The sequence below is a fragment of the Photorhabdus bodei genome (assembly GCF_003287735.1).
GTDB classification, from domain to species: Bacteria; Pseudomonadota; Gammaproteobacteria; order Enterobacterales; family Enterobacteriaceae; genus Photorhabdus; species Photorhabdus kayaii.
In genome coordinates, this window is the sequence record NZ_NSCM01000003.1 from 67,975 (window position 1) to 87,097 (window position 19,123).

The window sequence follows — 19,123 nt, forward strand, 5'->3', positions numbered from 1 at the left end:
TGTTAACAAATAGCATTCAGGGTACTATAGTTTCCGCCCTGTCGCTACAATGTATACTTCACGCGATCGGGCCCGCGAAGCGTCTGGCTTACGAATTTTCACGTTCGTAAATAGGGAGCGCATTTCCCTCAGGTATTCATCAAAGCCCTCTCCCTGAAACACTTTGACAATAAAACTCCCCCCAGGGGCCAGCACATCACGACACATATCTAACGCCAATTCAACCAGATACATGGATCGAGGAATATCGACCGCAGGTGTTCCGCTCATATTGGGTGCCATATCCGACATGACGACCTGGACTTTGTTATCACCAACTCGCTCAAGCAATGTTTTCAATACAAGTTCATCACGAAAATCACCCTGAAGGAAATCGACGCCAACAATGGGATCCATCGGTAAAAGATCACAGGCAATCACTCGCCCATTATCACTAATTTGACTCACTGCGTACTGAGACCATCCACCAGGAGCTGCGCCTAAATCGACAACGGTCATGCCAGGCTTAAAAATTTTGTCACTTTGTTGAATTTCATCAAGTTTAAACCAAGCGCGAGAACGAAGCCCTTTTTTCTGTGCTTGCAGAACATATTTATCACTAAAGTGTTCTTGTAACCAGCGACTGGAGCTTGCCGAACGTTTTTTATTGGCCATTGTCCTTTCCAACTATACTACGAATAAAGAGCCAGATATCTATTGCTCCATACACCAAAACCACAACACACTATTTATGGTGATAGAGATGAGATGGCGGTAGAATGTCTCGTTTTCAATCCTAACTAAGCAAAAAAACAATGGCCCTTAACAAAAAACAAGTACAACACCTGAAAAGTCTCGCTCACCCGCTAAAACCTGTCGTCATGATTGGTAATAACGGCCTGACCGAGGGTGTGTTGGCCGAAATTGAACAAACGCTGTCACACCATGAGCTTATCAAAGTCAAAATCGCAGGCGAAGATCGCGAAACCAAAAATTTGATCGCCGATGCAATTGTCCGCGAGACCGGTGCATATAATGTGCAAATTATCGGTAAAACTCTAGTTCTTTACCGCCAATCGGAAGAACGCAAAATTATTTTACCTAAATAATCAAACCACATTTATATAAAATGCGGTGCGCATATTATGATAAAAAAGGCCATATTCGGCCTTTTTTACTTTTCCACGATCCTTATGTAACTTTACCTAACGTAAATCAATAGCAACAGGCCAATCCCGAAGTTAAATATATTCAACTTTCAGGATTTCATATTCAACTTCACCACCTGGTGTTTTGATAATAACAACGTCATCAACTTCTTTACCTATCAAACCACGGGCAATTGGTGAATTCACTGAGATTAAATTTTCTTTAATATCCGCCTCATCATCACCCACAATCCGGTAAGTCTGCTCTTCATCAGTATTAACATTCAAAACCGTAACTGTAGTCCCAAAAATAACACGTCCAGCCTTGGGCATCTTTGTGACATCAATCACTTGTGCATTAGAAAGTTTAGCTTCGATTTCCTGAATACGGCCTTCGCAGAAACCTTGTTGTTCACGAGCAGCATGATACTCAGCGTTTTCTTTCAGATCACCATGTTCACGCGCTTCAGCAATGTCTGAAATAATTTTTGGACGACGTACGTTCTTTAGATAATCTAGCTCTTCGCGCAACTTATCCGCGCCACGTACCGTCATTGGAATCTGTTTCATTTATTAATCCTCTAAATCTTTTCTGAGCAAAAAACCAGCATCATCCTGATGTTTTCAGATAACAGCACAATGAGCACACCTTATCGGGCGGGCTTACAGACAATAAACAATAGTGCAAACCATAGGACTACCCAGAGTTCACAATCATATTTTACATATTAATATATCATTCTAACGTAGACTTGGTGATGGGTCATCGTTTACTTTTCCCCACTTTGCGCCTTAGTATTGTGGTATGTCTACATCCATATGCGAAATTTATGTCCTTCTTTAAAATTGCCGGCAGATTAATTTGCGTTACCGCTCTGTATCTGGCTACACCCAACGCAAACGCCACACCTGTTGAGGAATATACGCAATATCTGCCTGATGGTACTAATCTGGCGTTAATCGCTCAAAAAGCGGGTAGCAGTACCCCGTTAATTGATTATCACGGGCAACAAATGGCTCTACCAGCAAGTACGCTGAAAGTTGTCACAGCTCTTGCAGCATTGTTACAACTGGGTAAAGATTATCGCTTTATCACCACACTGGAAAGTCACGGAAAAATTTCAAACGGCGTCCTGAGAGGGAATTTGATTGCTCGTTTTGTCGGAGATCCGACACTGACCCGTCAACAACTTCGCAATATGGTCACAGTTCTGAAACAATCTGGCGTGGATAAAATTGACGGCGATCTTCTGATAGATGTTTCCACCTTTGCTAGCCACGATAAAGCTCCCGGTTGGGTATGGAATGACATGACCCAATGTTTCAGCGCTCCCCCTGCTGCCGCAATTGTAGATCGAAATTGTTTTTCAGTTTCGCTATATAGTGCTGAACGCCCCGGTGATACTGCATTTATCCGCGTAGCATCCTTTTATCCCGTAAATATGTTCAGCGAAGTTAAAACGTTGGCAAAAGGCTCTCCTGAAAGCCAGTACTGCGAACTGGACGTCGTTCCCGGAGAACTGAACCGTTTTACTCTTACCGGATGCCTTACTCAACGCAGTGAACCGTTGCCACTGGCTTTCGCGATTCAAAATGGTACCAGCTATGCGGGGGCAATCCTCAAAAATGAATTGCAAATTGCAGGAATTGAAATCACAGGTAATCTTAAACGCCAAAGTTTACCAACTGAACCGGGAAAAGTTCTGGCTCAAAATCAATCAGCACCATTACATGATCTGCTGAAAGTCATGCTAAAAAAATCTGACAATATGATTGCTGATACCGTATTTCGGACAATAGGCCGACAACACTTTGATATACCAGGAACCTGGCGTTCAGGCTCTGATGCGGTAAGGCAAATATTAAAACAAAAAGCGGGTATCGATCTAGGAAATACCGTGATGGTGGATGGCTCAGGATTATCCCGCCATAATCTGATTACTCCAGCAACCATGATGGAAGTATTACAGTTTATTGCTCAACATGATCAAGAATTAGATTTTATTTCCATGCTGCCATTAGCGGGTCGTGATGGCACATTAAGATACCGAGGAGGGCTGGATGAAGCAGGAGTAAACGGAAAAGTTTCGGCTAAAACCGGTGCCCTGCAAGGAGTTTATAACCTAGCTGGCTTTATAACCACTGCTAGCGGTCAACAAGTTGCTTTCGTGCAATTTATTTCCGCTTACGCCGTACCGCCAAAAGAGCATCGCAACCGTCGGGCCCCTTTGATTCGATTCGAAAGCAGGCTGTATAAAGATTTATACCAACACAACTGATAAAATTGGCGCCACAAAGATGGCGCCCTTAGCTATGATGAGAAAGTGAAAAAATCAGTGTTTGTAAATAACTTCAACGCCTTCATCGTCATCTTCGTCCCAATCGTCATCCCAGTCATCGTCTACTTCCGAAACCTGTTCCAATTGCTTCTTATGGTAGTCATCCCACATGAATTCAACTTTCTCAGGCTGAGCTTCACCTTCTGTTCTGCTCATATTACGAGGCTGAGTTTTCATAAACTCCATAATATCCCAGCAAAGCGCTTTAACACCCAGACGATTTATCGCTGAGATCATATAAAAGTCGCCTTCCCAACCCAATTCATCAGCAATAGCTTGGGCACGCTGTCTAGCTTCTTCTGGCTCCAACAGATCAACTTTATTGAACACCAACCAACGTGGTTTTTCTGCCAATTTTTCACTGTATTGCTGTAGCTCGTTGACAATAATCCGGGCATTTTCAACAGGATCTGATTCATCAACAGGACAAATATCGATTAAGTGCAGCAATACCCGGCAACGTTCCAGATGTTTCAAGAAGCGAATACCCAAGCCAGCGCCATCAGAAGCACCTTCAATGAGCCCTGGAATATCAGCCACAACGAAACTTTGTTCGTTATCCATCCTTACTACACCCAAGCTTGGTACCAGAGTGGTAAATGGATAATCTGCAACTTTTGGTTTAGCGGCAGAAACAGCACGGATAAAGGTGGATTTGCCTGCATTTGGCATCCCTAGCATACCAACATCTGCCAACAACATCAGTTCCAGCATCAATTCACGAGTTTCACCTGAAGTCCCCATCGTTCTTTGACGAGGGGCCCGGTTAACAGAAGATTTAAAGCGGGTATTGCCAAGCCCATGGAATCCACCTTTTGCTACCATTAGACGCTGTTCATGACGAATCATATCGCCTAAAACCTCACCGGTTGCTACATCACGGACACGGGTCCCAACAGGGACTTTAATCGTGGTATCCTGACCACGCTTGCCTGTACAATCACGGCTTTGGCCATTTTGTCCACGTTCTGCCCGAAAGGATTTTTCAAAACGATAGTCAATCAGTGTGTTGAGATTTTCATCTGCTAGCAGATAAACATCCCCACCATCCCCACCATCCCCACCGTCTGGCCCACCTTTCGGAATATATTTTTCACGACGGAAGCTGACACAACCATTGCCACCATCCCCTGCAACAACCAGTATTCTGGCTTCATCTACAAATTTCATATTTTTTCTCCGTATGATAGCCATTACAGTGCTGGACGGCCGTGTTACCCAGAGATGGCGTACTTTAGAATATAAAAAGCCCCGCAACACATGCAGGGCTTCTGATTCGGTTTATAACTCGAAAAACTTATTCAGCTTCGATGCTGATAAATTTGCGGTTTTTCGGGCCTTTAACTTCGAATTTAACTTTCCCGTCAGCTAATGCGAACAGGGTGTGATCACGACCACAACCAACGTTATCGCCAGCGTGGAATTTAGTACCACGTTGACGAACAATGATGCTGCCTGCTAATACAGACTCGCCACCAAAACGTTTTACACCCAGACGTTTGCTTTCAGAATCGCGGCCATTACGAGTTGAGCCGCCAGCCTTTTTGTGTGCCATTAATCTGCTCTCCTAAATCTTAAGCGATGCCAGTGATTTTAACATCGGTGAACCACTGACGGTGGCCTTGCTGCTTACGGCTGTGTTTACGACGACGAAACTTAACGATTTTAATTTTCTCGCCACGACCGTGGGCAACCACTTCAGCTTTGATTTTAACGCCTTCAACGACAGGAGCGCCGATTTTGATGTCATCACCATTAGCGACCATCAGAACCTGGTCAAACTCAACAGTTTCACCCGTTGCGATGTCCAGCTTTTCCAGGCGAATTGTTTGACCTTCGCTGACTCGGTGTTGTTTACCACCACTTTGGAAAACCGCGTACATATAAACTCCGCTTTCCGCACGCCCCCTTAAATATCATTCCAGAGCGCACTATAAATATTCATAATAGGGCGCGAATTCTACGCAAAAAAGCCTAAGAAGACAAGAGCAGAATTAGAGCAGATGATAAAAAAACACAGTTGCTGAATTGTCATTTATTTAGACTGTTTTTCGAGTACAATCAAGACACAGCAATAACTATTTTAATGTTAATATGAACACAACTCCGCATTAAAACCCATAGCCGAAAAAATATGAATTTAGAATCCATTATCAAGCTAACCGCTGATGATATGGCAGCGGTAAATGAAACCATTCTTAGTCAGTTGAATTCTGACGTTACTCTTATCAATCAGTTGGGCTACTACATAATCAGTGGTGGTGGAAAACGCATTCGCCCAATCATTGCCATCCTGGCTAGCAGAGCATTGGGTTATCAGGGTGATAAGCATATTACTGTTGCTGCATTAATTGAATTTATCCACACAGCGACTCTGTTACATGATGATGTAGTGGATGAATCAGACATGCGACGTGGCAAAGCGACTGCCAATGCCATGTTTGGTAATGCAGCAAGCGTGCTGGTTGGTGATTTTATATACACGCGCTCTTTCCAGATGATGACAGAGCTTAACTCCATGCGAGTTCTTAAATTGATGTCAGAGGCAACCAATGTTATCGCTGAAGGCGAAGTTTTACAGTTGATGAACTGCAATGATCCAAATATTTCTGAAGATGATTATATGCGGGTGATTTACAGTAAAACAGCCCGATTATTTGAAGTTGCCGCACACTCTTCCGCAATTCTATCTAACGCCACCCCAGAGCAAGAAATGGCTTTACAAAATTACGGACGTTATTTAGGTACTGCATTCCAGTTGATTGATGATTTACTGGATTATAATGCTGATAGCGATACATTAGGCAAAAACACCGGTGATGATCTTAACGAAGGTAAACCGACATTGCCCTTGCTACACGCTATGAATCATGGCACTCCAGAACAATCAGCACTTATCCGTGAAGCAATTGAAAAAGGTAATGGCCGCCATTTACTCGAAACCGTACTGACAACCATGAAACAGTGCGGTTCACTGGAATATACCCGTAAACGAGCAGAGGAAGAAGCAGATAAAGCAATAGCTGCTTTGCAGGCACTGGAAAACTCCCCATACAAGCAAGCACTCGTGGGGTTAGCCCATATTGCAGTACAACGCCTTTCTTAATCGATAGAACGAAACCTGGGGTTAATCTGACTCCAGGTTTTTTTCTGCGTCTTCAACACCTACATCAATATAACCAATAAGTTTTGCGAGCCCCTCCCGAAGAATAAATTTCACAATTTTTTCCCGCTCAACTTTAGTTAATTGATAGTAAGCCTCAATCCAAATTAAGAATGGGTCTTGTCGTTTGTTTGTATAATCAATAGTACTTTCCCCTACGGATAGCACATTAAGTACATCTTCAGGCAAACTATTTATATGATATTCAAGAGCCTTGCCCTGAACACCCCGTTTACGTCTATATTCCCATCCTTCCCGCCTCGCCATCAGATTTATCCCCTGTGGCGAAGAAGGAAGTCCGGCAATACCAACCAGCTCTTTAGCTGAGTACCATTCTTTTTTCATACTTTTCTTCTCACTTTGCACCGGGATAATGAAGAAGAATCCAAGTTAGTTGGCATTTCTAATTTCCAAAAATGGGCTAAATAACAGAAAGTTTTTCTAAAAAACTTCTGATACCATCCCGTAAAATTATGGCTATCACAGCCTGTTTCTCAGATTCTGATAACTGATGAAAAGCACCAACCCAAATCGACAAAGGATCTTGCTTCTGCACCTGATACTCAGAAGATGATTCATGAAGCTCCAATGCTGCAATGGTCGTTTCCGGGAAACAGGAGTAGTGATACTCGACTGCTTTACCTTGTACACCTTGTCTTTTCTGACGTAACCACTCCTCTCGTTTTGCTCTGGCATTAACTCCTTGTGGTGATCCAGGTAACTCACCCACGCCGATTAACTCCTTGGCCGAATACCACTCTTTTTTCATCACGTTTCTCTATTTTTGTAACCAAGTTCAAAAAAGAAGTTTTTAAGAAAAAATTTGGAAATACTTTTGGAAAAATAATGCTATTTTATTTCTCAATAACAGGTTTAAGTTCGTTATTGCTCTCATGCATACCTGTTATTTATACCACTAACATAGCATCAAATTTAATAAAAAAAGGATTAAAAATGATTTCAAGGAAATCTGATTGGCATCCTGCCGATATAATTGCAGCTTTACGCAAGCGGGGAACAACCTTAGCTGAGGTATCACGCAGAGCAGGGCTCAGCTCATCGACCCTGGCGAATGCACTATCTCGTCCGTGGCCAAAGGGAGAATGGATAATTGCGAATTATCTGGAAATACACCCTTCAGAAATTTGGCCAAGTCGTTATTTTGATCCAAATACTGGAGAATTATTAGAAAGGAAAGTACGCGAACAAACAAATAATTAGCTAACGAATTATATTAGCTGAACAAAAACCGCCGGTAATTCGCTATACCAGCGGTTTTATTGTTTCATAGATATATATTTTTTATTTATAAAATATATTAATTAGTTATTAATAAATTTTTCGCCTAATTCTATATCTTTTCTCAATACATCTAGCATGCCTTCCAGTGCTTTCTGTTCAAAATCACTCAGCTCACCAACGTTCAAACGCTCTTCTACGCCATTTTTACCCAAACGAACTGGCTGGGCAAAGAAGCGAGCATATTTACCATCACCTTCAATATAAGCACATTCTACAACATCACTTTCACCTTGTAAGCCACGGACCAAAGAGAGGCCCAGACGAGCCGCAGCTTGCCCCATAGACAGAGTTGCAGATCCTCCACCCGCCTTAGCCTCAACGACTTCAGTACCGGCATTCTGAATACGCTTAGTTAAGGCAGCCAGCTCTTCATCAGTAAAGCTCACACCAGGGATCTGAGACAACAGAGGTAAGATTGTCACACCAGAATGACCACCGATAACGGGTACTTCGATTTCCTGTGGTTTTTTACCTTTCAATTCAGCAACAAAAGTATTAGAGCGAATAACATCCAGCGTTGTAACACCAAACAGGCGGTTTTTGTCATATACACCTGCTTTTTTCAGCACTTCGGCTGCAATAGCCACAGTTGTGTTGACTGGATTAGTAATAATCCCAATCAGTGATTTCGGGCAAGTTTTAGCCACTTGTTCTACCAGGTTACGAACGATCCCCGCATTAACATTAAACAGATCTGAACGATCCATACCTGGTTTACGGGCAACCCCAGCAGAAATCAATACAACATTTGCTCCTTCCAACGCTGGAGTTGCATCTTCACCAGCAAAGCCTTTAATTTTCACTTCCGTTGGAATGTGGCCCAGATCAACAGCCACCCCAGGTGTCACTGGAGCGATATCATATAAAGAAAGTTCTGAACCTGAAGGAAGCTGGGTTTTTAGTAGAAGAGCAAGAGCCTGACCAATACCACCGGCTGCACCGAGAACTGCAACTTTCATCCTGATACTCCTTAAATCGTTTATACTTTAAAATGCTGTGAATTCATCTAGTTAAGAACCATAGATTACTTCGTTTTTGAAAACAATCGGTTAACAACCAAATTGTGGACTTACGCTCTAATAGTGGGACGCAAAAGTCGCCGTATTCTAGGCAAAATGCTTATCTGTTAATGAGATAACGGACACTATTTTGAGAATTTCCTTATGATTTTACGAAACAATTGGCTAAATACCTTACACCCAACAACAACGCCAAACAACATCATTTGATTAACAATATATTTACTTGATAACCGGCTAAAAAAGCAAATTTCCATATTCATATTTTATGAATTTCTATATAACATAAGACCAGCTTTGCACGGTTCAAATTGGCTATAAAATCATTATTATTGCATAAAAATTCATTTATATGCATAATACAAGTTTCATAGCTGATTGAATATGGTGAAATATGCGCACTCCCTCTAAACAGGAAGACTTAGTAAAAGCTTTCAAGGCGTTATTGAAAGAAGAAAAATTTAGCTCTCAAGGTGAAATTGTCACTGCTTTACTGGAAGAAGGTTTTGAGAACATTAACCAATCCAAAGTCTCTAGAATGCTGACTAAATTTGGTGCTGTTCGCACCCGTAATGCTAAAATGGAGATGGTTTACTGCCTGCCTGCTGAGCTTGGTGTTCCTACTGCCACTAGCCCACTAAAAAATCTAGTATTAGACGTTGATTACAACCATCCTATAGTTGTGATTCGCACAAGCCCTGGTGCTGCCCAACTTATTGCTCGTCTGCTAGATTCTCTTGGTAAATCAGAAGGTATACTCGGCAGTATTGCAGGTGATGACACCATCTTCGTTACACTCACCAGAGATTCCACAACAGAACAGCTGCGTGGAGCCATCCTTGGGTTGTTCGAACAAGAGCTTTAAATGAACGCGCCAACATGGCGCGATTCATTTTCCCGCAGCTATTCTCAGGATTGATAAGCTTTTTTATTCAGCTTAGAGAGTAATTTTTCATGAATATCACCAAACCCTCCATTACTCATAACCAGAATATGATCCCCCTGCTGCGCCTTATCAACAATCATATGCACCAGTGAATCTATATCAGCGCTCCAATACGCTGGCTGAACACAGTGATCTGCAATTTCTGATACGTGCCATTTAATGTTAGCTGGCTGGAATAAAAATACTTTATCAGCACGCCCTAATGCTGGGGCAATCTCATTCTTACTCACACCCATTTTCATCGTATTTGAACGCGGTTCCAGTACGGTAATAATACGGGCTGTTCCTCCAACCTTACTACGCAGGGCTTCGAGTGTTGCCAGAATTGCTGTCGGGTGATGAGCAAAATCATCATAAACAGCAACACCGTTTTCCTCACCACGTAGTTCAAGGCGACGACGGGCATTAATAAATTCACTTAAAGCACAACAGGCATCTGCGGGCTGGACACCAACATGATGTGCAGCAGCAATTGCAATCAACCCATTGCGCATATTATGTTCACCCACCAGCGACCCGTTCACTTCTCCGACAACTTTACCACCATAAAACACCTGATAATGACGGCTGTCTGTACTGATCTTTTTTGCCTGCCAGTTACCGGTTTCACCCACTAGTTCCAACTCACTCCAACAGCCCATAGACAAAACCTGTTTCAGGTTAATATCGTTATCCGGGACAAGAATCTTACCACTACCCGGAACGATCCTGACAAGATGGTGGAACTGCCTCTGAATAGCAGCCAGATCGCCAAAAATATCGCCATGATCGAATTCCAGATTGTTCATGATCAGCGTACGTGGGCTGTAATGCACAAACTTAGATCGTTTATCAAAAAAAGCGCTGTCATATTCATCAGCTTCTATTACGAAAAACGAGCTTTCCCCGATCTGAGCTGATGTTTCAAAATTCCCCGAAACACCACCGATTAAGAAACCTGGTTTATAACCACAAGCTTCCAAAATCCAGGCTAACATACCCGCAGTTGTTGTCTTGCCATGCGTCCCTGCAACCGCCAGCACCCAACGTTCTGACAAAACATAATCATGCAGCCATTGTGGGCCAGAAGTATAAGGGAGCCCACGCTCCAGCACAGCTTCTACACAAGGATTCCCACGGCTCATAATGTTACCGATGATGACCATATCTGGCACAGAATCCAACTGTGCCGGGTCATATCCCTGAATCAGATTAATCCCATGTTTTTCCAGTAAGGTACTCATTGGTGGATAAACATTGGCATCAGAACCAGTCACTTCATGACCAAGAGAACGAGCCAAAATTGCCAGTCCCCCCATAAAAGTGCCGCAGATACCAAGAATATGAATACGCATTGATTTCCTATTCCATAGCATGAAGTTAGCCACTATTTTAACCATCAAAAGCAAGATAAGAAATGGAATAGCCTATGAATCATCCCTTTCTTTGGCTAAACTGCCCGCGTAAGAGTGCAATGGACACTCTAAAACCACTATCAAATCACATTCAGGACTTTCGTCATGAAAACATTAGGCGAATTCATCGTCGAAAAGCAGCACGATTTTTCTCACGCTACAGGTGAACTCACTGCATTGCTTTCCGCTATTAAGCTCGGAGCAAAAATCATTCACCGTGATATCAACAAAGCCGGTTTAGTGGATATTTTAGGAACCAGCGGTGTGTCCAATATCCAAGGCGAGGTGCAGATGAAACTGGACCTGTATGCTAATGAAAAACTCAAAGCAGCACTGAAAGCACGCGGTGAAGTTGCGGGGATCGCTTCAGAGGAAGAAGATGATATTGTTATTTTCGAAGGAGACCGCGCTGAAAACGCAAAATATGTTGTTTTGATGGACCCATTAGATGGTTCTTCAAATATTGATGTAAACGTTTCCGTCGGTACTATCTTCTCTATCTACCGCCGTATTACCCCCATCGGCCAGCCAGTGACTGAAAAAGATTTCCTGCAACCAGGTCATCGTCAAGTCGCCGCCGGGTATGTTGTTTACGGTTCTTCAACTATGCTGGTCTACACCACCGGCTGTGGGGTACACGCCTTTACTTACGATCCTTCTTTGGGAGTATTTTGTCTTTCCCATGAGAAAGTTCAGTTCCCATCCAATGGCAATATGTATTCCATCAACGAAGGGAATTACATCAAATTCCCTATGGGGGTAAAGAAATACATCAAATATTGCCAGGAACAAGATGAAGCAACTCAGCGCCCTTATACCACCCGTTATATTGGTTCGCTGGTTGCTGATTTCCACCGCAATTTACTGAAAGGCGGCATCTACATTTACCCAAGTACCGCCAGCCATCCATCAGGAAAATTACGCCTGCTGTATGAGTGTAATCCAATGGCATTCCTGGCTGAACAAGCCGGCGGTAAAGCCAGTGATGGAGCTAATCGCATTCTGGATATCATCCCATCCAAACTGCATCAACGCGTCCCTTTCTTTGTGGGCAGTAAATCGATGGTAGAGAAAGCCGAGAGTTTTATGGCTGAGTTCCCAGATGAGTAATTTCATCGGTTAATGACGGATAAGCGGCGGGATTTTTCGTCGCTTTTTTAATTTTAACTAATGAGGTTAAAATACCCCTGCTTACTTGTCAGAAAAATGGAGAGTACTTTAAAAAATGTTTTGGCTATAATACTCCCCACTCTATTCTGGTTTGAAATAAAGGAAACTTTCATGAGCCTGAACTTAGTACCGGCAGGAAAAAAACTGCCTGAAGATATCTATGTCATTATTGAGATCCCTGCAAATGCAGATCCGATTAAATATGAAATTGATAAAGAATCTGGTGCGCTGTTTGTAGACCGTTTTATGTCTACCACGATGTTCTATCCATGCAACTATGGTTACATCAACAACACTTTATCTCTGGATGGTGACCCGGTTGATGTTCTGGTTCCCACACCATACCCACTACAACCAGGTTCTGTGATCCGTTGCCGTCCGGTTGGCGTTCTGAAAATGACTGATGAATCAGGTGAAGACGCGAAACTGGTCGCAGTTCCACATAGCAAACTAACCAAAGAGTATGATCACATTAAAGATGTGACTGATTTACCAGAACTACTGCGCGCTCAAATCACTCACTTCTTTGAGCGCTATAAAGATCTGGAAAAAGGTAAATGGGTTAAAGTTGATGGTTGGGATAATGTCGAAGCTGCTAAAGCAGAAATTATCTCCTCTTTCGAACGGGCCGCTAAGAAATAACTTTTCTCTGTTTAAATAATTAAAAAACCTCTGGGGAACATCACCGGCAGAGGTTTTTTAATACCATACTCCCTTTTTATGACAAAAAAGGATTTTTATTTACTCTTCCACATGGCGCTTCAACCAGTCACCACTTTTTATCCGCCGTAAACCGGTTATTGGAAACTGATAAAGATATATCCATGCATTGCCATACGGTGTCTGAATCAATTCCCTTACATACTCCCGCGAATTATCTTTCAAATCATCTAATTCTGTCAGTATAGTAGAATTGATTCGATATACCTCACATTCAATACTTCCGTCACCACGGATAACGGCAGGATAATGCCCAAGGTCATATAGCTCATAGCCTTCCAGCCGATGATCACCTAACCATTGAGCATCGGTCATCCAATGATGATTGCCCTGTTTGCGCCGTAAGCTGCCATAAACAATAATTCGCATTTTTAAAACTCAAACTGATAGAGCAAATCCAATGTCTGATCAATACCAGACACCGCTTCCAGATACAACCTAGGCATTAACCTATAGCGTAAGGTTAATGTTGCTAGTGAATCAAATATACCAACGCCATACTTAACTTGCAGATCTTTTGTAATCTTTCCGCTAACAATTACCTGTGATTTATCACCAACTCCCTGAGTATCCAGTGCTAAGTCGGAAACACCAAATATTTCACCGATCTTACCCACCAACTGACCACTCTGTGCAACCCCCAAACCTATTAATATTGCCGTCATCTGTGAGTTGTCCGAGTTACTATTCTCTAACCCTTCACCACGCAACAGATAAGAAAGTGCTTCCAATTGTGATCTAACAGGCTCTGAAAAAATTTCTACTTTTGGCTGATCCGCCAAGCCGCTCACCCTTACCCCTGCAATAACCCGCCCATCGGTAGAATCTGGGTTACGGATAGCCTCAATGTTAAGTAATGGCTGATCAGGTGGGCCTGAGAACATAATCAGCCCTTTACGAACGATCAGATCCTGTCCATAAGTATGGAAACGACCATCAAGAATATCAACTTGACCATTCAAACCCAGGCCTTGTTTATCTTGAACAACCATCAGATCGCCTTTAAGTTGTGCTTTAAGGCCGAAGGCACTAAGACGAACATCATCTCCTATATGAATCATCAAGTTACTTTGAATCGGGATAGACGCTTTTTTCTGTTGTAATGGCTGAAGATTCTCATTCAATATAACTTCATCCGATGAAGCCTCAACTGTCGATTCTGGTAGCTCCTTCACGGTAATACGCGCCCAAGGAATACCAACGCTACCATCCAATTTCAGCAACTGAGGAGAAGCCTCAAACACCAGAGCAGGGCTAACATCAATTTTCACCATTGGTGGAAAAACTACTCTTAACTTGTCGCCGTTAGCCGTTACTCGTGCATGCCATGCATCCACATTACGCCAGTCTGCATCACCATTTAGGTTAAGCTGCCCCTTCGGCGTTTTAATAACACCATCAAGAACGGAACGTATTCCATCAAAATTCACACCAATTTGCCCTTGAGTAATATCAAATGGGATCCAATGACCTGAAACTTGCAATGCACTCAAGTTCAACCGACCAAACAATAATGGATTTTTGACATTCCCCCCCAGACGCAGGTTAGCATTCAAATGACCTTCAGCTTTATCACCTTTCCCTAGAATCGGCTTGATTAACGCCAGTGAAATATCCTGAACATCAACATTGCCCGACAGCTTACGACTCCCAGTAAGATCAGCAACCTGTACGCCACCGTTGAATCGGCCATTTCCCATAATCTTAAATAACCAATTCAACTCTGCTGTGCCATTCTTCAAGCCTACATTGAGTGTCAGGGTCTGGAAATCTACCGGTAATGCAGTGCCATCAACCATCTGCCTAACATGCACCCCATCACCACGCAAATTCACGTTGGCCTGAGGCAATCCGCTTTCCACGTTCCATTTAACGTCGGCATTGCCACTGAATACACCTTTCAAATGTGTTTCAGGCCCCAGTAATGGCTGAATCATAGCAAGATCCAAACGTTCAAGAACAATGGATGCACTACCGCTGGCGCCAGCTTCAATGGATTCAGGTACGCAGAGCTGCGCATGTGGATTCAGCCAACAGTGAGGGCCCACAGTGACTTTCTGCTGCTGATTAAGATAATCAAGAGTTATCGCTTTAGTTAAACGCCATTCTCCAACCGGGGTGTCAAAACGGGTATTGTTAATGCTCCCTTTCCATCGCTGTTGCTTACGATCAAAACTACCATTCAATGCAAGTTGACCAGCAATCGGTTTGCCGTCAATCTTCAATTGCAAGTCGTGCTGTTTCTCATTGCCCTTAGCATCCAACGTAAAATTACGGACAATCAAATTCGCTTGTTTCAACTCACTGATTTTAACAGCAAGATTCCCTTGGATCTGTTCAGCAGAACGTACATCCCCTTTCACATTCACTCGATCAATGCGCAAATCCTGCCATTTCAACCCGTTAGCATTGAGATCAACCAAAAGCTGAGGTGCTTGTATATTACCACGTAATTTCAACGTTCCATTCACGACACCGCCAAGCCCCGGAAATATACCATCCAACTTCGGTGCACGGATATCGCCATCCAGTTTCCACTGTTTGAACAATTGTCCCTGGAGATTCATTTTATTGCGCCCTAAAGCCAGCTCGAATTGAGGAATATTCCACTGACCGGCCGCGTTACCAGAAAGCTTACCTTTGGCTTTTATTAAGTTCCGTTTTACGTTACCGTCCAGCGTAATTTCCGGGATATGAAGCTGCCAACTACCACCGTGTAAACTACCCCGGGTAACTATTTTCCCATCGATTTTGGCTGGCCATTCCGGCCACTGTTTAGCGGTATTGATCCCGGAGAGTGTCAGCACCGCATTCCAACTTACCGCCTTACTCCAATCTGCCACACCTACCAGTTCACTCTTTCCCTGCAAAGCAGACAGGCGTAAACGGGTCAACTTAAACTGTTCTTCATTACCTTTGGCATCTAATACAAGTAATGCTGGCGGGATTTCACTACCGTTAATACCGGAACGCAATGACAAATCATAACCACTGGCCTTACCATTGAGGCGCATTTTTATGCTATCAAGCTGATATTCTGGCTTCCCCGTTAAAGGCCAACTCAGTTGCTGGCTTTCAAGCGTCACCCTCACTGGCAAACCTACCTTAGCCAGTTCCGCTTGAGCATCAAGTTTAGCACTGACAGGACCAGACAAATTCAGCCCTAAGCTGAGTTGCTCCAGTAAAGCGCCATTAAGCTTTACATTAACCTTTTGCCCTTGGATCTCTTGTCGACTTAGCTCACCTTTTATTACCAGTTTTATCGGCCATTGCTGTGCCAGAGTCGCGGAACCATTAATGGCAAGAGAACCTTGCGGCATTTTAACATTCAATTTATTGAGCTGAATCTGCTGCCCCTGATTGCTAAGTTGCAGTAAAAACTCATTGATTGTGATATTGGTATCACCCGTCAGCCGTAATTGCTTACCACTTATCCCTGCAACAGTCATATCCAGTGGAATAGGCACTTCTGGTAATGTTGTCAATAGCGGTTGAGAGAATAATTTTTTCAAAATTTCTCCCAACGATTTTTCCGGTTCGGTCCCTCGTTTCGCTTTCTCCTCTGCTTCCGCTATTTTCAGCCGTTCAGGGGGAGTTTTTGGCAGTCCCACCAGCAACCCATTAATTTTCGTTGGCTTAAGCGTTAATGCCTTTTGCTGCCACTGAGCTGCGGTTCTAAATTCATCAAGGGCAAATACCACGCCATTTACAGTGACAGTGGCATTTTTAACGGACAACAAATCAAGTGAAATCGGATATGGTGTCCTCAGTTCAGTTAAAGGTGCTGACTTTGGCGACGATTCTCCCGCAGGTAGCAATCGTTTGGTATTAATTGCAACTATTACGCCTTCTGTCGTCAATGCATTAATACATAACTGACTGTTTTTAAAGCAGGAAAGACGAAGCGAAAGGTGGAGTTGATTCACATTGACATCAACACCGGGCATTTGATACTTAACGCCTTTCAGGGTCAAATCACGCCAACCGCCACTGACGCTGGCTATATCTAGTCCCGGTACCCAGCGAGCAGCACTGTTAATCATAAAATGCAGGCCAGATTGCGTTCCTACCAACCCGGCAACAACAATAACCAACAAAGTCACCATCAGCAGAAAAGTAATACTGACCTTTTTAATCCATCTCATAATTCAGATCCTAACCCGATGTAAAACTGGATATTACGGGATTCTGAATCCCCTATTGGTCTGGCAAGGTCAAATTTAATGGGTCCGACCGGAGAAGCCCAACGCACACCAACACCCACGCCGGTTTTAAAATTGCTCTTTCTAATGTCATTAATGGCTTCACCGGTATCAACAAAAACAGCACTCCACCAATTACCCGTTACGTTATATTGGTACTCAAGTGAACCCACAACCAGTGCGGATGCACCGGTCAATTTTCCTTTATCGTCTTTAGGGGAAATTTTCTGATATCTGTAACCACGAACACTGTGATCACCACCAGCGAAAAAGCGTAAGTCGGGTGGAACCTTCTCGAATGCATTGGTTTCTATCCAACCCAAATTACCCCGAGCAACAAAACGGTGATTATCCCAATAAGTTCTGATCCAAACGTTTTGCGCCTGTAACACCAAGAAATCAACATCAGAACCCCAAAAAGTATCAGAGATATCAATAGAATAGCGCTGGCTATCGCCCCAATAAGGCATCGTTCCTCCACGCTGGCGGATACGGCTGACGTTCGCCCCTGGGTACAATAACATTGCCGTATTGGTGACATTAGCCTGAGTAAAGTGGCTGAGACTCCAACGCATATTGATCCCATACTGCCAACCCGTTGAAAGATCCCAATTACGGGAAAGATTCACTGTCGCGGTATCTGATACGGTATCGTTGATATCTTTACGCTTATACCCCGTCTGCAATGCGTAATATTGCTCTAACGGATTCATCTTCAGCGGCATTTTATAGGTAGCATCAATAACCTGTTCAGGTGCAGAAAGGTTGATGCTGGTGCTAAGGCTGTGTCCACGGGAATTAAGCCACGGTTTTGTCCATTTCGCCTTTACCCGTGGCCCTACATCAGATCCATAACCCCCACCCAGTTCAACATAGTTTTTGGAACGTGGAGTTAATACCGCTTCAAGAGGAAGCATTCCGTCACCATTTTTTCTAGCGGTATTAAAATCCGGTGAGACTACTGCTGAATTAAACCAGCCAGTTTCTGCTAACCGCCGATTCAATTCGGCCAATTGTTCAGAGGTATAAAAATCCCCTTCTTCGAATGGAACTAGATGATTCAAATAATCTTCGCGGATCTGTGAACCACGATAACGCACCTGACCAAAGTGATAACGCTCACCGCTATTAAAAACAAAGTCCCAGAATGCCTCATGTCGTTCTTTGGCAACACCCAATTGGCTCTTTTTCATAACCGCGTCAAAATAACCTTTCCTAATAGCGAGTCCGGTCAGAGAACCTTTAAGGTTTTCATATTCATCATGATTGAGAATCGTTCCTTTCTTTGGGCTTTTGCTTTTAACAAGTTTGGCATAATCTCCATCTGTCTTAGCCCCACCTTCCAAAACAACATTAACATCGGCAATTCTCACAGGTTCGCCCGCAGTAACTTTTGCCGTTAATACCGAGCGAGCTGGCGGTTTATTTTCCTGATAGGTAAATTCGATAATAGGTTCATAATAACCAAGCGGGCGCAAGCCTTCACGAATCGCTTTATCTACACGAGATCGAAAACGGCCATCTGGCGCAACTTCGTCAGTGCTGATAGTGGAGAGATGAATTCGGGCATTTTTTTCCAACTTACCTGTTAATCCTTCTATTTTCAGACGAAGATTAGCACTATGAGCAATGGGAGTTACGATAGACACACAAAGAAAGCATAAAACGGGGTATCTCGACACGCGAACTCCTAACCTGATCGGAATAATTTAACTATAATCAATTTATCTTGAGTAAAGTT

At 43.2% G+C, this 19,123-nt stretch carries 19 protein-coding genes; 7 read left to right on the forward strand and 12 right to left on the reverse strand.

The genetic code is table 11. From position 1 onward, the window contains the following. Positions 1-24: 24 nt before the first annotated feature. Positions 25-654, reverse strand: coding sequence for a 23S rRNA (uridine(2552)-2'-O)-methyltransferase RlmE (gene rlmE / locus CKY02_RS03695; RefSeq protein WP_112877186.1), 630 nt, complete (start codon positions 652-654; stop codon positions 25-27). A gap of 140 nt (positions 655-794) precedes the next feature. Between rlmE and yhbY the strand changes: the two genes are divergently transcribed. Continuing rightward, positions 795-1,088, forward strand: a complete 294-nt coding sequence (gene yhbY / locus CKY02_RS03700) for a ribosome assembly RNA-binding protein YhbY (protein WP_112877185.1) — start codon at positions 795-797, stop codon at positions 1,086-1,088. Between the two features lie 132 nt (positions 1,089-1,220). On the opposite strand, the gene greA is transcribed toward yhbY, so the two are convergent. Continuing rightward, positions 1,221-1,697: a transcription elongation factor GreA gene (gene greA, locus CKY02_RS03705; RefSeq protein ID WP_112877184.1), complete on the reverse strand. Its 477-nt coding sequence runs from the start codon at positions 1,695-1,697 to the stop codon at positions 1,221-1,223. Between the two features lie 260 nt (positions 1,698-1,957). Between greA and dacB the strand changes: the two genes are divergently transcribed. Next, positions 1,958-3,406, forward strand: a complete 1,449-nt coding sequence (dacB, locus tag CKY02_RS03710) for a serine-type D-Ala-D-Ala carboxypeptidase (protein WP_112894274.1) — start codon at positions 1,958-1,960, stop codon at positions 3,404-3,406. 54 nt (positions 3,407-3,460) lie between these two features. On the opposite strand, the gene cgtA is transcribed toward dacB, so the two are convergent. The 3 genes from cgtA to rplU all read right to left on the reverse strand — a co-directional run bounded on the left by cgtA (position 3,461) and on the right by rplU (position 5,349). Next, positions 3,461-4,636, reverse strand: a complete 1,176-nt coding sequence (cgtA, locus tag CKY02_RS03715; protein WP_112894275.1) for an Obg family GTPase CgtA — start codon at positions 4,634-4,636, stop codon at positions 3,461-3,463. Between the two features lie 127 nt (positions 4,637-4,763). Next, a complete protein-coding gene (rpmA, locus tag CKY02_RS03720) occupies positions 4,764-5,021 on the reverse strand; it encodes a 50S ribosomal protein L27 (protein WP_036776537.1) in 258 nt (85 codons plus the stop codon). Between the two features lie 19 nt (positions 5,022-5,040). Further along, on the reverse strand, positions 5,041-5,349 hold the full coding sequence (rplU, locus tag CKY02_RS03725; protein WP_011148618.1) for a 50S ribosomal protein L21: 309 nt from the start codon (positions 5,347-5,349) through the stop codon (positions 5,041-5,043). Between the two features lie 251 nt (positions 5,350-5,600). Here rplU and ispB point away from each other — a divergent pair, with 251 nt between their 5' ends. Next, positions 5,601-6,572 carry an octaprenyl diphosphate synthase gene (gene ispB, locus CKY02_RS03730; RefSeq protein ID WP_112894276.1) on the forward strand — a complete coding sequence of 324 codons (972 nt, stop codon included), beginning with the start codon at positions 5,601-5,603 and terminating at the stop codon, positions 6,570-6,572. A gap of 21 nt (positions 6,573-6,593) precedes the next feature. On the opposite strand, the gene CKY02_RS03735 is transcribed toward ispB, so the two are convergent. Then, positions 6,594-6,974, reverse strand: coding sequence for a DNA-binding protein (locus tag CKY02_RS03735; RefSeq protein ID WP_041380418.1), 381 nt, complete (start codon positions 6,972-6,974; stop codon positions 6,594-6,596). A gap of 76 nt (positions 6,975-7,050) precedes the next feature. Further along, positions 7,051-7,398 (reverse strand): DNA-binding protein, encoded by a 348-nt coding sequence (locus CKY02_RS03740; RefSeq protein ID WP_112877180.1) that lies wholly within the window; start codon positions 7,396-7,398, stop codon positions 7,051-7,053. A 185-nt stretch (positions 7,399-7,583) separates the two neighbouring features. Here CKY02_RS03740 and CKY02_RS03745 point away from each other — a divergent pair, with 185 nt between their 5' ends. Beyond that, positions 7,584-7,850: a helix-turn-helix domain-containing protein gene (locus CKY02_RS03745; protein WP_011148622.1), complete on the forward strand. Its 267-nt coding sequence runs from the start codon at positions 7,584-7,586 to the stop codon at positions 7,848-7,850. A gap of 101 nt (positions 7,851-7,951) precedes the next feature. Here the strand turns inward: CKY02_RS03745 and mdh are convergent, their stop codons facing one another. Continuing rightward, positions 7,952-8,890 carry a malate dehydrogenase gene (gene mdh, locus CKY02_RS03750; protein WP_112894277.1) on the reverse strand — a complete coding sequence of 313 codons (939 nt, stop codon included), beginning with the start codon at positions 8,888-8,890 and terminating at the stop codon, positions 7,952-7,954. 454 nt (positions 8,891-9,344) lie between these two features. On the opposite strand from mdh, the gene argR reads away from it, so the two are divergent. After that, positions 9,345-9,815, forward strand: coding sequence for a transcriptional regulator ArgR (argR, locus tag CKY02_RS03755; protein ID WP_011148624.1), 471 nt, complete (start codon positions 9,345-9,347; stop codon positions 9,813-9,815). Positions 9,816-9,859: 44 nt separating this feature from the next. Here argR and mpl read toward each other — a convergent pair whose 3' ends face one another. Continuing rightward, entirely contained in the window at positions 9,860-11,230 is a 1,371-nt protein-coding gene (gene mpl, locus CKY02_RS03760) for a UDP-N-acetylmuramate:L-alanyl-gamma-D-glutamyl-meso-diaminopimelate ligase (RefSeq protein WP_112894278.1), read from the reverse strand. Positions 11,231-11,395: 165 nt separating this feature from the next. On the opposite strand from mpl, the gene fbp reads away from it, so the two are divergent. Together fbp and ppa are read left to right on the forward strand one after the other, a co-directional pair. Next, positions 11,396-12,400, forward strand: coding sequence for a class 1 fructose-bisphosphatase (gene fbp / locus CKY02_RS03765; RefSeq protein WP_112894279.1), 1,005 nt, complete (start codon positions 11,396-11,398; stop codon positions 12,398-12,400). Between the two features lie 171 nt (positions 12,401-12,571). Then, entirely contained in the window at positions 12,572-13,102 is a 531-nt protein-coding gene (gene ppa, locus CKY02_RS03770) for an inorganic diphosphatase (RefSeq protein WP_112877176.1), read from the forward strand. Positions 13,103-13,201: 99 nt separating this feature from the next. Here the strand turns inward: ppa and CKY02_RS03775 are convergent, their stop codons facing one another. Genes CKY02_RS03775 through tamA form a run of 3 tightly spaced genes read right to left on the reverse strand, consistent with a single transcriptional unit; the run spans position 13,202 to position 19,064 of the window. Then, a complete protein-coding gene (locus CKY02_RS03775; protein WP_011148628.1) occupies positions 13,202-13,549 on the reverse strand; it encodes a gamma-glutamylcyclotransferase family protein in 348 nt (115 codons plus the stop codon). Between the two features lie 2 nt (positions 13,550-13,551). Further along, entirely contained in the window at positions 13,552-17,325 is a 3,774-nt protein-coding gene (gene tamB, locus CKY02_RS03780) for an autotransporter assembly complex protein TamB (protein WP_112894280.1), read from the reverse strand. Next, on the reverse strand, positions 17,322-19,064 hold the full coding sequence (gene tamA, locus CKY02_RS03785; RefSeq protein ID WP_112894281.1) for an autotransporter assembly complex protein TamA: 1,743 nt from the start codon (positions 19,062-19,064) through the stop codon (positions 17,322-17,324). The genes tamB and tamA overlap by 4 nt, the downstream gene beginning before the upstream one ends. Positions 19,065-19,123 lie beyond the last annotated feature (59 nt).